Raw genomic sequence first — 15,830 nt, 5'->3', positions numbered from 1 at the left:
TGGGCGTAATAATTGGCTTGGTTTTTTGCTTGCTCAGTGCAGCATTCGATGTGTATGTCGCTTATGTTACGCAATCGATCAATACGCTGATCGTTGTTTTTTATTGTTTTGCAACGTCGGCAGTGTTTTTTATCGTGTGCGCGCTGTATCGCGATGCAGGTTCTTTGGTTTCAAAGTTTAGATCCTGTTGGCCGTTTGTCTTTATCGTAAATATTGCAGTTCTACTCAACTGGGGAGGCCTGTTTTATGCGTTGCGTTATTTAGAGCCAGCAGTGGTCGGAGTCGCCTCAGTAGCCTGCGGCCCAGCCTTCACCTTGATTATCTCGCTGCTGAATAAACGCGGTGCTAAGGTTGCCTTCGCAGATACGCTGGTTTCATGTCTGGTGCTCACATCGGTAGGGATCATGTTGTTCAATTCCTTTGCCGGTGACAGCGGTGTGGTCGCTACTACCGTGGAGGAGCGGCTGTTGGGTATTGGCAGCGTCATGGTTTGCGCGTTGGGTACCGTCATTTACACGATTTTCTCCAAGGAGATGTTCGCTCGCCATTGGTCTACCCATGAAATACTGGCTGTCAGGAGCGTGGCGATGATTGGTGTCTGCGTCATCACAATTCCTGCTTCCGAGGTGAGTTTTTCGCTCGACCGCGAATTGATTCTGCCGATGGTGGTCTTGGTTGTGATCGGGCATTTGTTGCCGATTTACCTGATTCAGAAAACCATCTACTACCTCACACCTATTCATGTCTCCCTGGTTTTGCTGACACTTCCTGTCTTTGTACTGTTACTCCAATACCTGGATACCAGAGTGGAGTTTTCCATGGCCAGTGTGGTGGCGGTCAGCGTCATTGTGTTGTTGCTTTTGGGGCGGGCGATGTATGCAATCAGGAAGGAGGCAACATGATTAGAGTGGTCGTGGTTGATGGTTTTTCTTCGGGAAAATTTGTGGCGAAGCGGTTGAGTGAAAAGGGTTGTGTGCTCATGCATGTGGCGTCAACGGGAGCCTTGGACAGTTACTACTACAAGGGCTTCGATCATTCGATTTATGAGCAGATGATTGTCAATGGCTCTATGACGACTACCTTGGCGGGCGTCGAATGCTTCAAGCCTGACTTCATCATCGCCGGTGCCGAAACCGGTGTGCTTCTGGCTGACCTGTTAAACGAACGACTGCAACTGCCCTATCGTAATGACTTCGACAAGACCAATGCCCGCCGAAACAAGTACGACATGATTCAATGTGTTGCCCAGGCTCAGTTGCCCGCACCCCGACAGTTCGTTGCAGGCAGTTGGGTGTTGGCCGACGGCTGGATCAAAGACCATGGGCACTTTCCTCTCGTGGTAAAACCCCTCGACAGCGCAGGCGCCGACGGTGTGTTTATCTGCGCGGACAGGCAGGCCTGCGAGACTGCGGTGGGCAAGCTGTTGGGAGCAACGAATAAGTTGAACCTGCCTAATACGCAGGTGCTGATTCAGGAGTACCTGGCGGGGACGGAATATGTGGTGAATATGGTTTCACTCAATGGTCAACAGCTCGTTACCGAGGTCGTGAGGTACCAAAAACAGCGCACAAAAGAGGGTGGCGTACTCTATGACATCGATGAGTTGATTGGACCTGACTCATCGGTTTACCCGCTGCTGGTGGATTACACTCGGGCAGTGGTACGGTGTCTGGGTATTCGCAACGGCCCCAGTCATGCAGAAGTCATGTTCACCGCAGAGGGGCCGAAACTGGTAGAAGTTGCTGCGCGAACCGACGGTATTCTGCGTCCCGGTGTATCCAGGCAAACCACCGGTCTGGGGCAGATTGAAGCTGTGGCTTTATCCATCGCCGAGCCGGAGTTTTTTGCACAATTGCTGGCAAGGGAGGCCGACTCTCCACTGTTGCAACATACCTATAATGTCTGCCTGATCAACCGTTCAAATGGCTGTTTCGATAAGGATCTATTTTTGAAAGAGCTGCTCAAACTTGAGTCTTTCTTCGATGCAGTTTTCTACGTCGAGAATGGACAACAAATTGGTGCGACGCAGGACGTGTTCAGTCAACCGGGGACGGTGTATCTGGTTCATGTCGATCCTAAGGTGATCGCCGCAGATTACCTTAGGATTCGCGCATTTGAGGTCGAGGGGGGGTATCTGACCGAAAGCGGGTAGGCCTTACTCCACGTCCGCCACGCCAAAATCCAGCACCACCTTCATCGCCTGGGTCTTGTCCGCTGCCAGTTCAAACGCCTGCACCGCCTGCTCGAACGGCACCGTGTGGGAGATCACCGGGCGCACGTCGATGACCTGGCGATTGAGCAAGTCCACCGCCTGGGCAAACTCGCTGTGGAAGCGGAAGGTGCCGCGCAGGTCGATCTCGCGGCTGACCAGCAGGTTCAGCGGCAGCGACACCTCACCGCCCAAGCCGACCGTGACCAGCACGCCGCGTGGGGCGATGCAGTCCAGGCCGTTACGCAGGGCCTGGGCGCTGCCGGAGACTTCGAACATCACCTCGAAGTAACCCTTCTCGGCGGTGTAGCGCTTGAGCGCGTCGATGCCGTCGGCAATGTTGTGGGTGCGCGTGGCGCCCATTTTTTCCGCGCAGGCCAGGGCGCTGGCGGACAGGTCCACCGCGACGATTTCAGCCGCACCGGCGGCGCGCAGCCCGGCGATCAGCAGGTTGCCGATGGGGCCGCAACCGGTCACCAGCACACGTTTGCCGAATACTGCGCCGGCCCGTTGGATCGCATGCAACCCCACCGACAACGGCTCGGCCAGTGCACCTTCGGCGAGGCTGACATGATCGGCCAAAAGATGTGCCTGATGCGTCTCGATCACCAGGCTCTGGCGGAACGCGCCCTGAATATGCGGGAAGGGCATCGCGCTGCCGTAGAAGCGCATGTCCAGGCAGTGGTTGGGCAGGCCTTGATGGCAATAACGGCAAGCACCGCAGGGACGCGACGGCGATACGGCGATGCGCTGGCCGACCTTGAACCGGTCGGCGTCGGAGCCCACGGCGTCGATCACTGCCGACACTTCGTGGCCGAGCACCATCGGCTCGCGCAGGCGCACGGTGCCGAAGCCGCCGTGCTGGTAGTAGTGCAAGTCCGAGCCGCAGATGCCGCCGCGGGCGATGCGCACGCGCAGTTGCTCGGGGCCCAGGCTATGGGGTTCGTCCTGGGGGCTGACCCGCAGGTCTTTTGAGGCGTGGCAGACAATGGCGTGCATAAGGTTCTCCAGGGTTACAGCGACGCGGTGATGCCACCGTCGACATAGAGGATATGACCGTTGACGAAACTCGCGGCATCGCTGGCCAGGAACACTGCCGCACCGGCCAACTCGGCGACGTCGCCCCAGCGGCGGCTCGGCGTGCGCTGCACCAGCCAGTCGCTGAATTCGGGGTTGGCCACCAGGTTGGCGTTCAACTCGGTCTTGAAGTAGCCGGGGCCGATACCGTTGACCGTCAGCCCGTGCGGGCCCCAGTCGATGGCCATGCCCTTGGTCAACATCTTCAGCGCGCCCTTGCTCGCTGCATACGGCGCGATGCCCGGGCGGCCCAATTCACTTTGCACCGAACAGATATTGATGATGCGCCCCCGCTTGCGCGGGATCATCGCCCGCGCCACGGCCTGGCCGACCAGGAAGGCGCTGTCGAGGTTGGTGCTGATCAGCTCGCGCCAGTGCTGCTCGCTGTAGTCTTCCAGCGGCCCACGGCGCTGCATGCCGGCGTTGTTGACCAGGATGTCCAAGGGCCCGAGGCGTTCCTCGATAGCGGCCACGCCGGCCTGGATCGCCGCGCTGTCGGTCACATCGAACGCTTGGGTGTGCACCTCCAGGCCTTCAAGGGTCAGCAGCGCGGCCGCGTCGCGCAAGGTGCTGCGGTTACGCCCGTTGAGCACCACCCGCGCACCGGCCTGGGCCAGGCCTCGGGCGATGGCCAGGCCGATACCGGCACTGGAGCCGGTGACCAGCGCCAGCCGGCCATCGAGGCGAAAGGTATCTAGAACGCTTTGCATGGGCAGGTTTCTCCGGACGCGCTTGTGATAATCAAACCATTGGCTGATGGGCTTAACTTCACTCCGGTGTAGGGCGCAGGTCCAATGTTCATTTATGATCGGCTGATCAATATCGGTGATAACCGGGGAGGCTCGATGGAACTCAAGCACTTGCGCGCCTTTGTGGTACTGGCCCAGGAGCTGCATTTCGGCCGGGCGGCGGCGCAGTTGTCGATTGTGCAACCGGCCCTGAGCATGCAGATCAAGCTGCTCGAAACTGGCCTGGGCGTACGCCTGCTGGACCGCAATCGCCACTCGGTGACCTTGACCGATGCCGGTCGGGTGTTCCTGCCCGAAGCCCAGGCGACCCTGCACCAGGCCGCGCGGGCGGCGGAGGCGGCGCGGGCGTCCAACCGAGGGGAAATCGGCCGGGTGCGCCTGGGCTTTGTGTCGTCGGTATTGCCGCACCTGTTACCCGCGTTGATCCGCACGGTGCATCAGCGCTACCCGCGGATCGAGCTGGAACTCAAGGACATGCCCGGCCCCGATCAAGCCGCCGCGCTGAAGAATGATCGCCTGGATTTCGGCCTGATGCGCCTGCCCGCCGCCTACCCCGGGGTGCAAACCCGCGTGGTGCTGCGCGAGCCGTTCTGCGTGGCCCTGCCGATGGATCATCCGTTGGCCACGCAGGATTCGATCCAGCCCGGCGACCTGCTCGACGTGCCGGTGTACATCCTCGCGCGGCGCTATGCGCCGGGGTTCTACGACGAATTTATCCAGGCCGTGGGCATTCCTTTGCAGATCGCGTCCGAACTGGGCGAGTTCACCACCATGCTCGCGCTGGTCTGCGCCGGATTGGGCGTCGGCGTCTTGCCGCAGCAGGCCGCGCGGGCGTTGCCGGCCAATTGCGTGTCGCGGCCACTGGCGTTGGGGGCGTTCCAGGCGCGCACGGGGTTGGCCTGGACCGAGTTGGACAGTGCAGTGAAAACCACGCTGTTTACGCTGATCGTCGAATTGTTTGGCGAGTGATTGTTTCACCCGGTGAAATGTTGGATTGTAAAACCTGTTAATTCCACTGATCGGCGCCGCATCAGGGCATTCAACTTGAGGTGATCACCATGAACCCCATCGAACAATCCCCCTGGCATGCCGGCGAACGGCAGTTACAGGCAGCGGTCGGCGTGGCCGAGCGCATGGCGGTGGTCGGCCCCAAGGTGATACGCGATCACCTGCCGGAGCAGCATCGGGATTTCTACCCCTTGTTGCCGTACCTGATGCTCGGTGTGGTGGATGAGCAGGGGATTCCTTGGGCGACGATGGTCGAAGGCGCGCCGGGGTTTGCCCATTCTCCCGACCCTTATACTTTGCAGATTGACAGCCTGCCGTCTGCCAGCGACCCGGCGCGGGCCGCCTTGCACAAGGGCGCCGCAGTAGGCCTGCTCGGCATCGACCTGAACACCCGGCGTCGTAACCGTATGAACGGCCGTGTCGGCGTGCTCGATCACGATGGCTTATCGGTCGAAGTGGTGCAGAGCTACGGCAATTGCCCCAAATACATCCAGCTGCGGCCGGTCGACGGAGTTGCACGTAAACCCGGCACTCAGGTCGAGCGTATGGACGGCCTGGACGCCTGCGCCCAAGCGCTGATCCGCAACGCCGACACGTTCTTCGTCGCCAGCTACGTGGAGGTCGACGGCGAACGCTCGGTGGACGTCTCCCATCGCGGCGGCAATACCGGCTTCGTGCGCGTGGAGGGCGACGTGCTGACCATTCCGGACTTTGCCGGCAACCTGTTCTTCAACACCCTGGGCAACCTGGCGGCCAACCCGGTGGCGGGGCTGTTGTTTATCGACTTTGAAACAGGGGATGTGCTGCAGATCGCCGGGCATACCTCGCTGATCCTCGACGGCCCTGAAGTCGCCCGCTTCGAGGGCGCGCAGCGGCTCTGGACGGTGACCGTGGACCACGTGGTCCGCCGCCCGGCGGCGTTGGCCTTGCGCTGGCAGTTCGCGGAGTTTTCGCCGTTCAGCCTGGCGATGGGCGGTTGGTAGCGTCAGTGTATTTATCACGGCCTGTTGAAGATCAAACAGGGGAACTCCCCTGTGGTGAGGGGGCTTGTCCCGCGTTGGGCTGCGCAGCGGCCCCAATCACTTCCACATGATGGGAGTTCGGGCTTCCACACCCGTTCTCTGAATGTGCAGCGACTCGCGAAGGGTGGCGGCGAGGTTGATCAGACGCAACCCGAAAGCTGCGTAAGAGCGGTCCGATGGACCTGCTCATCTTCATCACCCAAAGTCCTCTCCTGGAGACGTAAGACTTTTAACGTTAGCCTTGCACTCCTACCGACAACAAGGACTCGTCATGCAACCCAAGGTCATCAATCCCAAGAGCGTATTCAACTCCTTGCAATACGGCTTCAGCCAAGCCATCGAAGTGCCTGATGGCCGGCGTATTCTGCTTTCCGGCCAGGTAGGTGTGGATGCCCAGGAGCGTACGGTCGGTCCAGGCATTGCCGAGCAAACCGATACGGCGTTGGACAATATCGAAAAAATCCTGGCCGAGGTCGAGGGTGACTTGTCCCATGTGGTAATGCTGCGGCTGTATATCGTCGAGTCCGCACGTGATCGGCAGGAACTCATCGCCCAGGCGCTGCGTGAGCGCTTCCCCCATAACCCGCCGCCGTCGTCCTGGATTATTGTCAGTGGGCTTTCGTTGCCGGAGTGGTTGATCGAAATCGAGGCGGAGGCGGTGATTGCGCTGAAATAAGCGCCTCATCTCACGGGTCTGTGGCGAGCGAGCTCGCCACGGAACGAGCAAACCGGCTTACCACGATGCCAGCGCCGGCATTTGCGCCCACGCCCCACCCAGCGCCGTATACAGGTTCACCTCCGCCACCAGTTGCGCCAGTCGGTCCACGATCAGCGCCTGTTGCGCACTGAACAGCGAGCGCTGGGCATCGAGGAAGGTGAGGTTGCTGTCCACCCCGCTGCGGTAGCGGTGCTGGGCCAGGTCGTAATACGCCTGGTTGGCGGCGACGAAGTCGCGTTGGGCGTTGAGCTGGTCGGTAAACGTCTGGCGTGCGGCCAGGCCGTCGGCGACTTCCTGGAAGGCCGTCTGGATGGACTTCTCATACTGGGCGACGCTGATGTCTTTTTGCAGTTTGGCGTAGTCCAGGCTGGCGCGCAGGCTGCCGGCGTTGAAGATCGGCAGGTTGATCTGCGGCTGGAAGGTCCAGGTGCCGGTGCCGCCCTTGAACAGGTCCGACAGTTCGGTGCTGGTGCTGCCGGCATTGGCGGTAAGGCTGACTGACGGGAAAAACGCCGCGCGCGCCGCGCCGATGTTGGCGTTGGCGGCGCGCAGTTGGTACTCGGCCTGGAGGATATCCGGGCGGCGTTGCAGCAGGGCCGATGGCAAGCCGGCCGGTAGCCGCGCCACCAGGTCGTCAGCCAACGGGCGCGCTGGCAGGCTTTGATCCACCGGGCCGCCCACCAGCAGGGTGAGATTGTTGAGGTCCTGGGCCACCTGGCGTGCATAGCGGGCCACGCTGGCGCGGGTACTTTCGACGCTGGTGCGCGCCTGCACCACGTCCAGGGCCGAGGCTTTGCCGGCGGTTTTGCTGCGGCGGGTCAGGTGCAGGCTGTGGTCGTTGGCGGCCAGGGTCTGTTGGGCCAGGGCCAGCAGTTCCTGGTCGGCGCGCCAGGTCAGGTAGGCGTTGGCGACGTTGGCCACCAGGCTCAGTTGTGTGCTGCGCCGGGCCTCTTCCGTGCCGAGGTAGGTGAGCATCGCCTGTTCACTGAGGCTGCGCACGCGGCCAAACAGGTCCAGCTCATACGCGCTGAGCCCCAGGGTGGCGGAGTAACTGGAGGTGATCGCGGACTTGCCCGTGCCGGTGACATCCCCCGGCAGCTTCTGGCGTTTGCCGGCCCCCGTGGCGGACACCGCCGGGAACAGGTCGGCACGCTGGATGCGGTACTGCGCCTGAAACGCTTCGACATTCAGCGCAGCCACCCGCAGGTCGCGGTTATTGACCAGGGCATCGCGAATCAGCTGTTGCAGCGCCGGGTCGTGGAACTGCTGCTGCCAGTCCGACGCCGGATCGCTGTTGCCGGCCTGGGCGAGGCGGTAGACCCCACTCTGGGGATACTGCGCGGGCATTGGCGCCTCGGGCCGCTGGTACTCGGGGATCAGCGAGCAGCCCCCGAGCATGCAGGCCATACCGATGCTGGCGACGGTGCGTGTGTCCATTAGGCCCCCACCATCCATTTAGCCAGGCCATGCCGGCCACTCACGCCCAGCTTGGCGGCGGCGCGCTTGAGGTAGGTTTCGATGGAGCTGTTTTTCACGCTGAGTTTTTCCGCGATCTGCGGCACAGTGCCGCCGGTCAACAGGCCGAGGCACACTTCCTGTTCGCGGGCCGAAAGGCTGATCTCGCCGAGGGACAGGCGCTTGTGGAACTCGCGCTGCAAGCGTGATTGCTCAAGCAGCGTATGGGCCGGCTCCGCCTGGGCATGTGGCGCATGGCGCAGGACGTGCGCGTGGCGCTCGATCAGCGGCAACAGGGTGTCCGACAGGCACTTGAGAAACGATAACTCGGCCAGGGAAAAACCGCGCTGGGTCGGCGGTCGGTAGCATGAAATCACGCAGCGCCGGTTGCCCTGGCGTGACACCAGATTGCACTGGTGCGAGGTACCCCGAGGATGGGCGCTGTCGGGTTTGGCATTCATCTGGATCAGCAGCGGGTCTTGCATGCCGAGCATTTCCCGCAGCAACGGGTGGTCATCCGGCGGGCGCAGGGCCAGGGGCGGCGGCAGGTCCTGTTTTTGGCCAGCGCTGCCCAGAAGCTTGATATCGAGTACGCGGTCGCGCGGCTCGTCGAGGGTCCATTCACTGAGGTCCACCAGGTGGATCGGCACCCATTTGCAGACCAGATGCAACATGTGGGCGGCGAATTCCTCATGGCCGCTGTGTGCAATCAGCTCGCCCATTTCGGCGTAGAAATTCGGGCTCTGCGTGTTATCCATGCTGCGTTTCAAACTCATAGCCATCTCATCCTTGATGTCGAAAACCGTCAACGAACTCCCTGGGCCTGTGGGGGGCGATTCGTTCCTCATGAACGAGAGTCGGCACTCTAGATTTCATTTGGCCAGGGGATCTGTCCTACGTATGTAGCGGAAACGAGGGACACAAACTGCCATAAAAACAACGTCATTAATTCGACGTTTCTGAGAGGTGATTCCGCCTACGAAAAGCGATGGAAAATATTTATTAGTTATTAAGTTATTGATATTTAAAATAAATATTTATTAATGAAGCGACGTCTGAAAAGCTGGTAGCGAGTAGATGTAGCCAATTTCCTACAGGGCTTTAATCGTTTCAGCAGTGAACCTTCAGCCAACCCGGATCTATCCGTTTGGGTGTCCGGGTTTAGGGTGACAGACAGCTCGCGACCTCCAATGCTCAAATCCGGCAATTTCGCCGTAAAGGGGCTCCCCGCGCGGCCAGTGCCTGATACCCATGAGAAGGATCTTATGCAGCATTTTCCCAGCCTGCCGGCCAGCTTTCCCCTCACCGCGGCCCAACAGGACATCTGGCTCGACCAACTGCGGGCGGGCGATTCGCCGCTGTATAACATCGGCGGTTACGTCGACTTCGAAGGCCCGGTGGACCGTGAATTGATTCAGCGTGCTGTCGAGCAACTGGTGGCCAGGCACGATGCGCTGCGCACCCAGTTGCACAGTGACGCCAACGGCTTGCCTCGACAAACCTTTACCCCTGGGTTGTCGACGAAAGTGGCACTGCACGATTTCAGCGCGCTGCCCGACCCCGAGGCCGCGAGCCAGGCCTTGATGCACGCGCAGATGGCCCGGCCTTATCAGATGGAGGGCGCGCCGCTGTTCCGTTTCTTCCTGGTCAAACTCGACGACAACCACTACCGCCTCGGCACCCAGGCCCATCATGTGATCCTCGACGGCTGGGGCTTTGGCCAGATGCTGCAATCCCTGGCGCACCTGTACACCGCGCTGGAGCAAGGCCGGCCACCGGAGCCGCCGGCACCGTCCTATGTCGAATTCATCGACGCCGACCAGCGCTATCACGCCTCGGCACGCTTCGCCCGCGACCGCGCCTATTGGTTGGACAGATACCCGGTATTACCGGAGCCGCTGCTCACGCCCCGGCACAACGCCAAGGCCGGCAGCAACACCCTGGTGCAAGGCTTTCCCATGGCCTTGCTCACCCGCATGGAACAGGTGGGCAACCGTTACCAGGCCTCGGCGTTTCATGTGCTGCTGGCGGCGCTGTATGTGTATTTCACCCGCACTGCCCAGCGCCAGGATTGGGTGGTGGGGCTGCCGATACTCAACCGCTCCAACGCGCGGTTTCGGGCGACTGTGGGGCTGTTTGCCCAGGTCAGTGCCGTGCAGTTGCAGTTCGATGAACAGTTGCCGTTCGGTGCCTTGGTGCGCGGGGTGCGCGACCGGCTCAAGGAGGATATGCGCCACCAGCGTTTCCCCTTGAGCGAGATGAACCGTGAACTGGGCTTGCACCGTTCGCAGCGCGGCCAACTCTTTGACGTGTCGGTGTCCTTCGAGCAGGACGACCATGAGTTGCGCTACGGCGCCACCCAGGCCCGTGCGATCAAAGTCTCCAACCTCCACGAACCGCTGCCGTTGGCCATCCACCTGCGCAGTAACCGTCACCAGGGCACCGCGTGCCTGCATTGCGTGTACAACGAGGCATACTTCCAGCACGACGACGTGCGCGCATTGGCGCAGCGGCTGAGCGGATTGCTGGAGCAGGGGCTGGAGAATAGCGCGTTGCAGATTGGCGCGTTCTCCCTGGTCACGCCTGCCGAACAGGCCCGGTTGCAACAGTGGAACGCGACCGTCCAGCCCAACGCACAGCCACACACCCTGCACGGGCGGATCGAAGCCCAGGCACTACGCACGCCGGATGCGGTCGCTGCGATTTACCAGAATCGCCAGCTGACTTACGCCCAGCTCAACCAGCAGGCCAATGCCCTGGCCCATCAACTGATCGAGCACGGTGTTCGCCCGGATGATCGCGTGGCTGTACTGGCCCGGCGCGGGTTGGAGACCCTGGCAGGGCTGCTGGGGATTCTCAAGTCCGGCGCCTGCTATGTGCCGATCGACCCGGCCCATCCCGACGAACGCTTGAACTACCTGCTGCAGGACAGCGCGCCGGTGGCGGTGTTGACCCAGCAGGCGCTGTTGCCACGCCTGCCGGCGTTGGCGATACCGGTGATTGCGCTGGATCGGCCGGTTGTTCGCCCTGGCAACAACCCTGGCGTGAGGGTCGAACCGTCGAACCTCGCCTACGTGATTTACACCTCCGGCTCCACCGGCTTGCCTAAAGGTGTGATGGTCGAGCACCACAGCGTCGTCAACCTGGTGGATTGGCACTGCCAGGCCTTTAACCTGCACGCGGGCAGCCATACCGCCAGCGTTGCCGGATTTGGCTTTGACGCGATGGCCTGGGAGGTCTGGCCGGCGTTATGCGTGGGCGCGACCTTGCACCTGCCACCGGCTCACGACGGCGCGGAAGACATTGATGCGCTGCTCGGTTGGTGGCGCGCGCAGCCGTTGGACGTGTGCTTCCTGCCGACGCCCGTGGCCGAATACGCCTTCAGCCAGGACCTGGTTCACCCCACCCTGCATACCTTGCTGATCGGCGGTGACCGTCTGCGCAGCTTCACCCGTGCGCAACCCTTTGCGGTGATCAACAACTACGGCCCCACCGAAGCCACGGTAGTCGCCACCTCCGGCCGCGTCGACGTGGGCCGGCCGTTGCACATCGGCGCGCCCGTCGCAAATACCACGGTGTACCTGTTGGATGCGCAGCAACGGCCGGTGCCCATCGGCGTGGTGGGGGAGGTGTACGTTGGCGGCAAAGGCGTGGCACGGGGTTACCTGAACCGTCCGGACCTGAGCGCCGAACGCTTTCTCGACAACCCCTTCGCGCCGGGGCGCATGTACCGCACCGGCGACCTGGCGCGCTGGTTGCCCGAGGGCCAGCTTGAGTACCTGGGCCGCAATGATGACCAGGTCAAAATCCGTGGCATGCGCATCGAATTGGGTGAAATCGAAGCCGCCCTGGCCACCCACCCGGACGTTCAGGAGGCCGTGGTGCTGTCTCGCCAGGGGCAATTGTTCGCCTGGTTCATTCCACGCCAGGCCGTGGCCATCGAGACCCTGCGCACCCATCTGCAAGCCTCGTTGCCCGACTACATGCTGCCAGCGGCGTACATGCCACTGCAGGCGTGGCCCCTGACTGCCAACGGCAAGCTCGACCGCAAGGCCCTGCCGGCGCCGACCCAGGCGGCGTTCGTGACGCGCGTGTTCGAAGCGCCGCGAGAGGGGGCGGAAACGCTGCTGGCGCAGATCTGGGCCGAGCTGTTGCAGGTGAAGCAAGTGGGGCGCCACGATCATTTCTTCGAACTGGGCGGGCATTCCTTATTGGCGGTGCACCTGGTGCAGCGCATGCGCCAGGCCGGCCTGCACGCAGATGTGCAGGTGCTGTTCGGCCAGCCGACACTGGCGGCCCTGGCCGCGGTGAGTACCGGCAGCGACATAGACGTGCCGGCCAATCGCATACCGGCGCAGTGCAGCCATATCACCCCGGACCTGCTGGCCCTGGCCGAGCTGGATCAGGCCGGCATTGATCGCATCGTTGCCGACATTCCCGGCGGTGCGGCCAATGTGCAGGAGATCTACCCCCTGGCGCCGTTGCAGGAAGGCTTGCTCTACCACCATCTCACCGACGACCACGACCCGTACCAGCAACAGGCGCTGTTCAGCTTCGAGCGGCGCGCGCAACTGGACGCCTTTGCCCATGCCCTGCAACAGGTGATCGACCGCCACGACATCCTGCGCACCAGCCTGGCCTGGGAGGCGTTGGAGCAGCCGATGCAGGTGGTGTGGCGCGAGGCGCGCCTGCCCGTGCTTCCCTGGAACGAAGGCGCTGCGCCGCTGGATCTGCGCCAGGCACCGTTGATGGCGCTGGAGTATGCCGAAGAACCCACGCGATGGGTCGCCCGGCTGCGCTTTCATCACCTGGTGAACGACGCGACGTCAACCACGATTCTGATGCAGGAAATCCGCGCTCATCTGCTCGGCCAACAGGGACAATTACCGGCGCCGGTGCCTTACCGCAATGCGCTGGCGCAGTCTCGTTCAACGACACGTCAGGCCGCCCACGAGGCGTTCTTTCGCGAGCAGTTGGGGGATGTCGACGAGCCGACCCTGGCCTTCGGCGTGCAGGCGCGCCAGGCCAACCGGGCGGACACCGAAGAAGCGGTCCGCACCCTGGACGCCGCCCTCACGCTGCGCCTGCGTGCCCAGGCGCGTGGCGCGGGCGTCAGCGCCGCCAGCCTGTTTCACCTGGCCTGGGCCCAGGTCCTCAGTCGCGTGGCGGGCCGCGATGACGGGGTGTTCGGCACCGTCCTGCTCGGCCGTTTGCAGGCCGGCGAGGGCGCCGACCGCGCCTTGGGCATGTTCATCAACACCCTGCCACTGCGCCTGCACCTGGCCGGACGCAACGTGGCCGACGCGCTGCGCGACACCCATGCCCGTCTCAGCGCGTTGCTCGCCCATGAGCAGGCGTCGCTGGCTTTGGCCCAGCGCTGCTGCAGCGTGGCGCCGCTGTTCAACAGCCTGTTGAATTACCGGCACACCGACGCCGAGCGTGACTTCAACCTGGTGCCGGGCATTGCTCTGGTCAGCGCCGAAGACGTCCTCAGCTATCCTTTGATGCTCACCGTGGACGACAGCCCCGGCGCCTTTCAGCTCAAGGCCAAGGCCCCGCGCAAGGTAGGCGCCGAGCGCGTGCTGGACTACCTGGAAACCACTCTGGTCAACCTGGCGGATGCGTTGGAAAACGCCCCGCACATGCCGTTGCGTGAGGTGCAGGTGCTGCCCGCCAACGAACTGCACACCCTGCTGCAGGCTTTCAACGCCACCGCAATTGATTACCCCGCAAGCCTCACCGTCCAGGCGCTCTTTGAGGCCCAGGCGCGGCGCGTTCCCCATGGCGTGGCCGTGCAGGCCGGGGCGTTGCAGCTGACTTACCAGGAACTGAACGAGCGCGCCAACCGGCTGGCCTACCACCTGCGCGAACGCGGTGTGCAGCCGGACGCTCGCGTGGCGCTGTGCGTCGAACGCGGCCTGGACCTGGTGGTGGGATTGTTGGCCATCCTCAAGGCGGGCGGCGCCTATGTGCCGTTGGACCCCGGCTACCCCCGCGAACGCCTCGCGTACATGCTTCAGGACAGCCAACCTGTCGCGCTGCTGGTTCACGCGGCCACCCGCGACTTGCCGGGGGAGGTGGCAATTCCGGTGATCGACTTCGACCACTGCGCCTGGCATCACGCGCCGGATGGCAACCCGTCGGTGCCGGGGCTGACCGTCGCCAACCTGGCCTACGTGATGTACACCTCCGGCTCCACCGGTAGGCCCAAAGGCGTGATGATCGAGCATCGTGGCCTGGGCAACCTCATGCACTGGGGCTCTCGGCTGTGCCCCAACGCCGAGGGCGGTGCGCTGTTGCAACGGGCGCCGTTCAGCTTCGACGGCTCGGTCTGGGAGCTGTTCTGGCCGCTCGCCAGCGGCATGCGCCTGGTTCTTGCGCGGCCTGATGGGCATCGCGAGCCGGCTTACCTGGCTCAAGTGATTCGCGAGCAACAGATCAGCGTGATCAAATTCGTGCCGGCGATGTTGCAGCAGTTCCTCGAACTGCCAGAGTCCGCCCTGTGCACCAGCCTCACCGACGTGCTGTGCGGCGGCGGCGAACTCACCGAGGCCCTGGCCCGTGGCGTGCAGGCGCGCTTGCCCCAGGTGCGCCTGCATAACGTCTACGGCCCCACTGAAGCCACGGTGGACAGCAGCGCCTGGACCCTGGAACCGGGCGCACCGGTGCCCGCGTTGCAACTGCCGATTGGCCGGGCGATCAACAACACCCGCCTGTATGTGTTGGACGAACACGATGCGCCGGTGCCCATGGGCGTCAGCGGCCAGCTGCATATCGGCGGTGTCGGCGTGGCCCGGGGCTATCTGGGATTGCCGCAGATGACGGCCGAGCGCTTTATCGACAGCCCGTTCGTGACCGGCGACCGGCTGTATCGCACGGGGGATCTGGTGCGCTACCTGCCGGACGGCAACCTGGAGTTCCTCGGGCGCAACGACTTCCAGGTCAAATTGCGCGGCGTGCGCCTGGAACTGGGAGAAATTGAATCGCGCCTGCTCGCGCATCCGGCCTTGCGTGAGGTGGCGGTGCTGATCCGCGATGAGCGTCTGCTCGCGTACTTCACCCTCCGCGGCCCGGCGCCGAGCCTCGAAGACCTGCGTGCTCACGTGCTGGAGCAGTTGCCGGAATACATGGTGCCGGCAGCCTTCGTGCAGTTGGAGGTACTGCCCCTCAACCCCGCCGGCAAACTCGACCGCCAGGCACTGCCGGAACCGGGGCTGGCGTCGGTGCTGAGCCGTGGCTACGAAGCGCCGGTCGGCGAAGTGGAAACATCGATGGCCGGTATTTGGGCGGAGGTCTTGAGGCTGGAACGGGTAGGGCGTCACGACCACTTCTTCGAATTGGGCGGGCATTCTCTGCTGGCGGTGAACCTGGTGGCGCGAATGCGCAAGGCCGGGCTTGAGGTGGACGCGCGCAGCGTGTTCAGCCACCCGACGTTGGCCCAGCTTGCGGTGCGTACAGTGACGCAGGTGAAGCGGGTGGACGTGCCCGACACTGCGATCCCTCAACTTAATCGCCGCCGGCGGATTTGAAAGCGGCAATGCGGTCATTGCAGGAACTGGCTGTCAGCAGGTCGATTACCGATTGGAAGAGGA

10 protein-coding genes are annotated in these 15,830 nt (G+C 62.8%); 6 read left to right on the top strand and 4 right to left on the bottom strand.

From position 1 onward, the window contains the following. The first annotated feature begins 29 nt into the window (after nt 1-29). Both J3D60_RS10620 and J3D60_RS10615 read left to right on the top strand, forming a co-directional pair. Nucleotides 30-902: an EamA family transporter gene (locus J3D60_RS10620; RefSeq protein WP_253491364.1), complete on the top strand. Its 873-nt coding sequence runs from the start codon at nt 30-32 to the stop codon at nt 900-902. Next, complete coding sequence (locus J3D60_RS10615) at nt 899-2,152, top strand: ATP-grasp domain-containing protein (protein ID WP_253491362.1); 1,254 nt, start codon at nt 899-901, stop codon at nt 2,150-2,152. The genes J3D60_RS10620 and J3D60_RS10615 overlap by 4 nt, the downstream gene beginning before the upstream one ends. 3 nt (nt 2,153-2,155) lie before the next feature. Here J3D60_RS10615 and J3D60_RS10610 read toward each other — a convergent pair whose 3' ends face one another. Then, on the bottom strand, nt 2,156-3,208 hold the full coding sequence (locus tag J3D60_RS10610) for an L-idonate 5-dehydrogenase (RefSeq protein WP_253491361.1): 1,053 nt from the start codon (nt 3,206-3,208) through the stop codon (nt 2,156-2,158). 14 nt (nt 3,209-3,222) lie between these two features. Then, the gene (locus tag J3D60_RS10605) at nt 3,223-3,996 is read right to left on the bottom strand and encodes a glucose 1-dehydrogenase (RefSeq protein ID WP_253491360.1); all 774 of its coding nucleotides are present in this window, start codon (nt 3,994-3,996) and stop codon (nt 3,223-3,225) included. A 135-nt stretch (nt 3,997-4,131) separates the two neighbouring features. On the opposite strand from J3D60_RS10605, the gene J3D60_RS10600 reads away from it, so the two are divergent. The 3 genes from J3D60_RS10600 to J3D60_RS10590 all read left to right on the top strand — a co-directional run bounded on the left by J3D60_RS10600 (nt 4,132) and on the right by J3D60_RS10590 (nt 6,741). Then, on the top strand, nt 4,132-5,004 hold the full coding sequence (locus J3D60_RS10600) for a LysR family transcriptional regulator (protein ID WP_253493986.1): 873 nt from the start codon (nt 4,132-4,134) through the stop codon (nt 5,002-5,004). Nucleotides 5,005-5,093: 89 nt separating this feature from the next. Then, complete coding sequence (locus J3D60_RS10595; protein WP_253491359.1) at nt 5,094-6,026, top strand: pyridoxamine 5'-phosphate oxidase family protein; 933 nt, start codon at nt 5,094-5,096, stop codon at nt 6,024-6,026. A 310-nt stretch (nt 6,027-6,336) separates the two neighbouring features. Next, nucleotides 6,337-6,741, top strand: a complete 405-nt coding sequence (locus J3D60_RS10590) for a RidA family protein (protein ID WP_065940231.1) — start codon at nt 6,337-6,339, stop codon at nt 6,739-6,741. 57 nt (nt 6,742-6,798) lie between these two features. Here J3D60_RS10590 and adeC read toward each other — a convergent pair whose 3' ends face one another. Next, the gene (adeC, locus tag J3D60_RS10585) at nt 6,799-8,220 is read right to left on the bottom strand and encodes an AdeC/AdeK/OprM family multidrug efflux complex outer membrane factor (RefSeq protein ID WP_253491358.1); all 1,422 of its coding nucleotides are present in this window, start codon (nt 8,218-8,220) and stop codon (nt 6,799-6,801) included. Beyond that, nucleotides 8,220-9,014, bottom strand: a complete 795-nt coding sequence (locus tag J3D60_RS10580; protein WP_253491357.1) for a helix-turn-helix transcriptional regulator — start codon at nt 9,012-9,014, stop codon at nt 8,220-8,222. The genes adeC and J3D60_RS10580 overlap by 1 nt, the downstream gene beginning before the upstream one ends. Nucleotides 9,015-9,503: 489 nt before the next feature. Here J3D60_RS10580 and J3D60_RS10575 point away from each other — a divergent pair, with 489 nt between their 5' ends. Next, the gene (locus J3D60_RS10575) at nt 9,504-15,767 is read left to right on the top strand and encodes a non-ribosomal peptide synthetase (RefSeq protein ID WP_253491356.1); all 6,264 of its coding nucleotides are present in this window, start codon (nt 9,504-9,506) and stop codon (nt 15,765-15,767) included. Nucleotides 15,768-15,830: the final 63 nt, after the last annotated feature.

The sequence above is a fragment of the Pseudomonas sp. S3E17 genome (assembly GCF_024168685.1).
GTDB classification, from domain to species: Bacteria; Pseudomonadota; Gammaproteobacteria; order Pseudomonadales; family Pseudomonadaceae; genus Aquipseudomonas; species Aquipseudomonas marginalis.
This window is presented reverse-complemented; position numbering and strand designations above follow the sequence as displayed.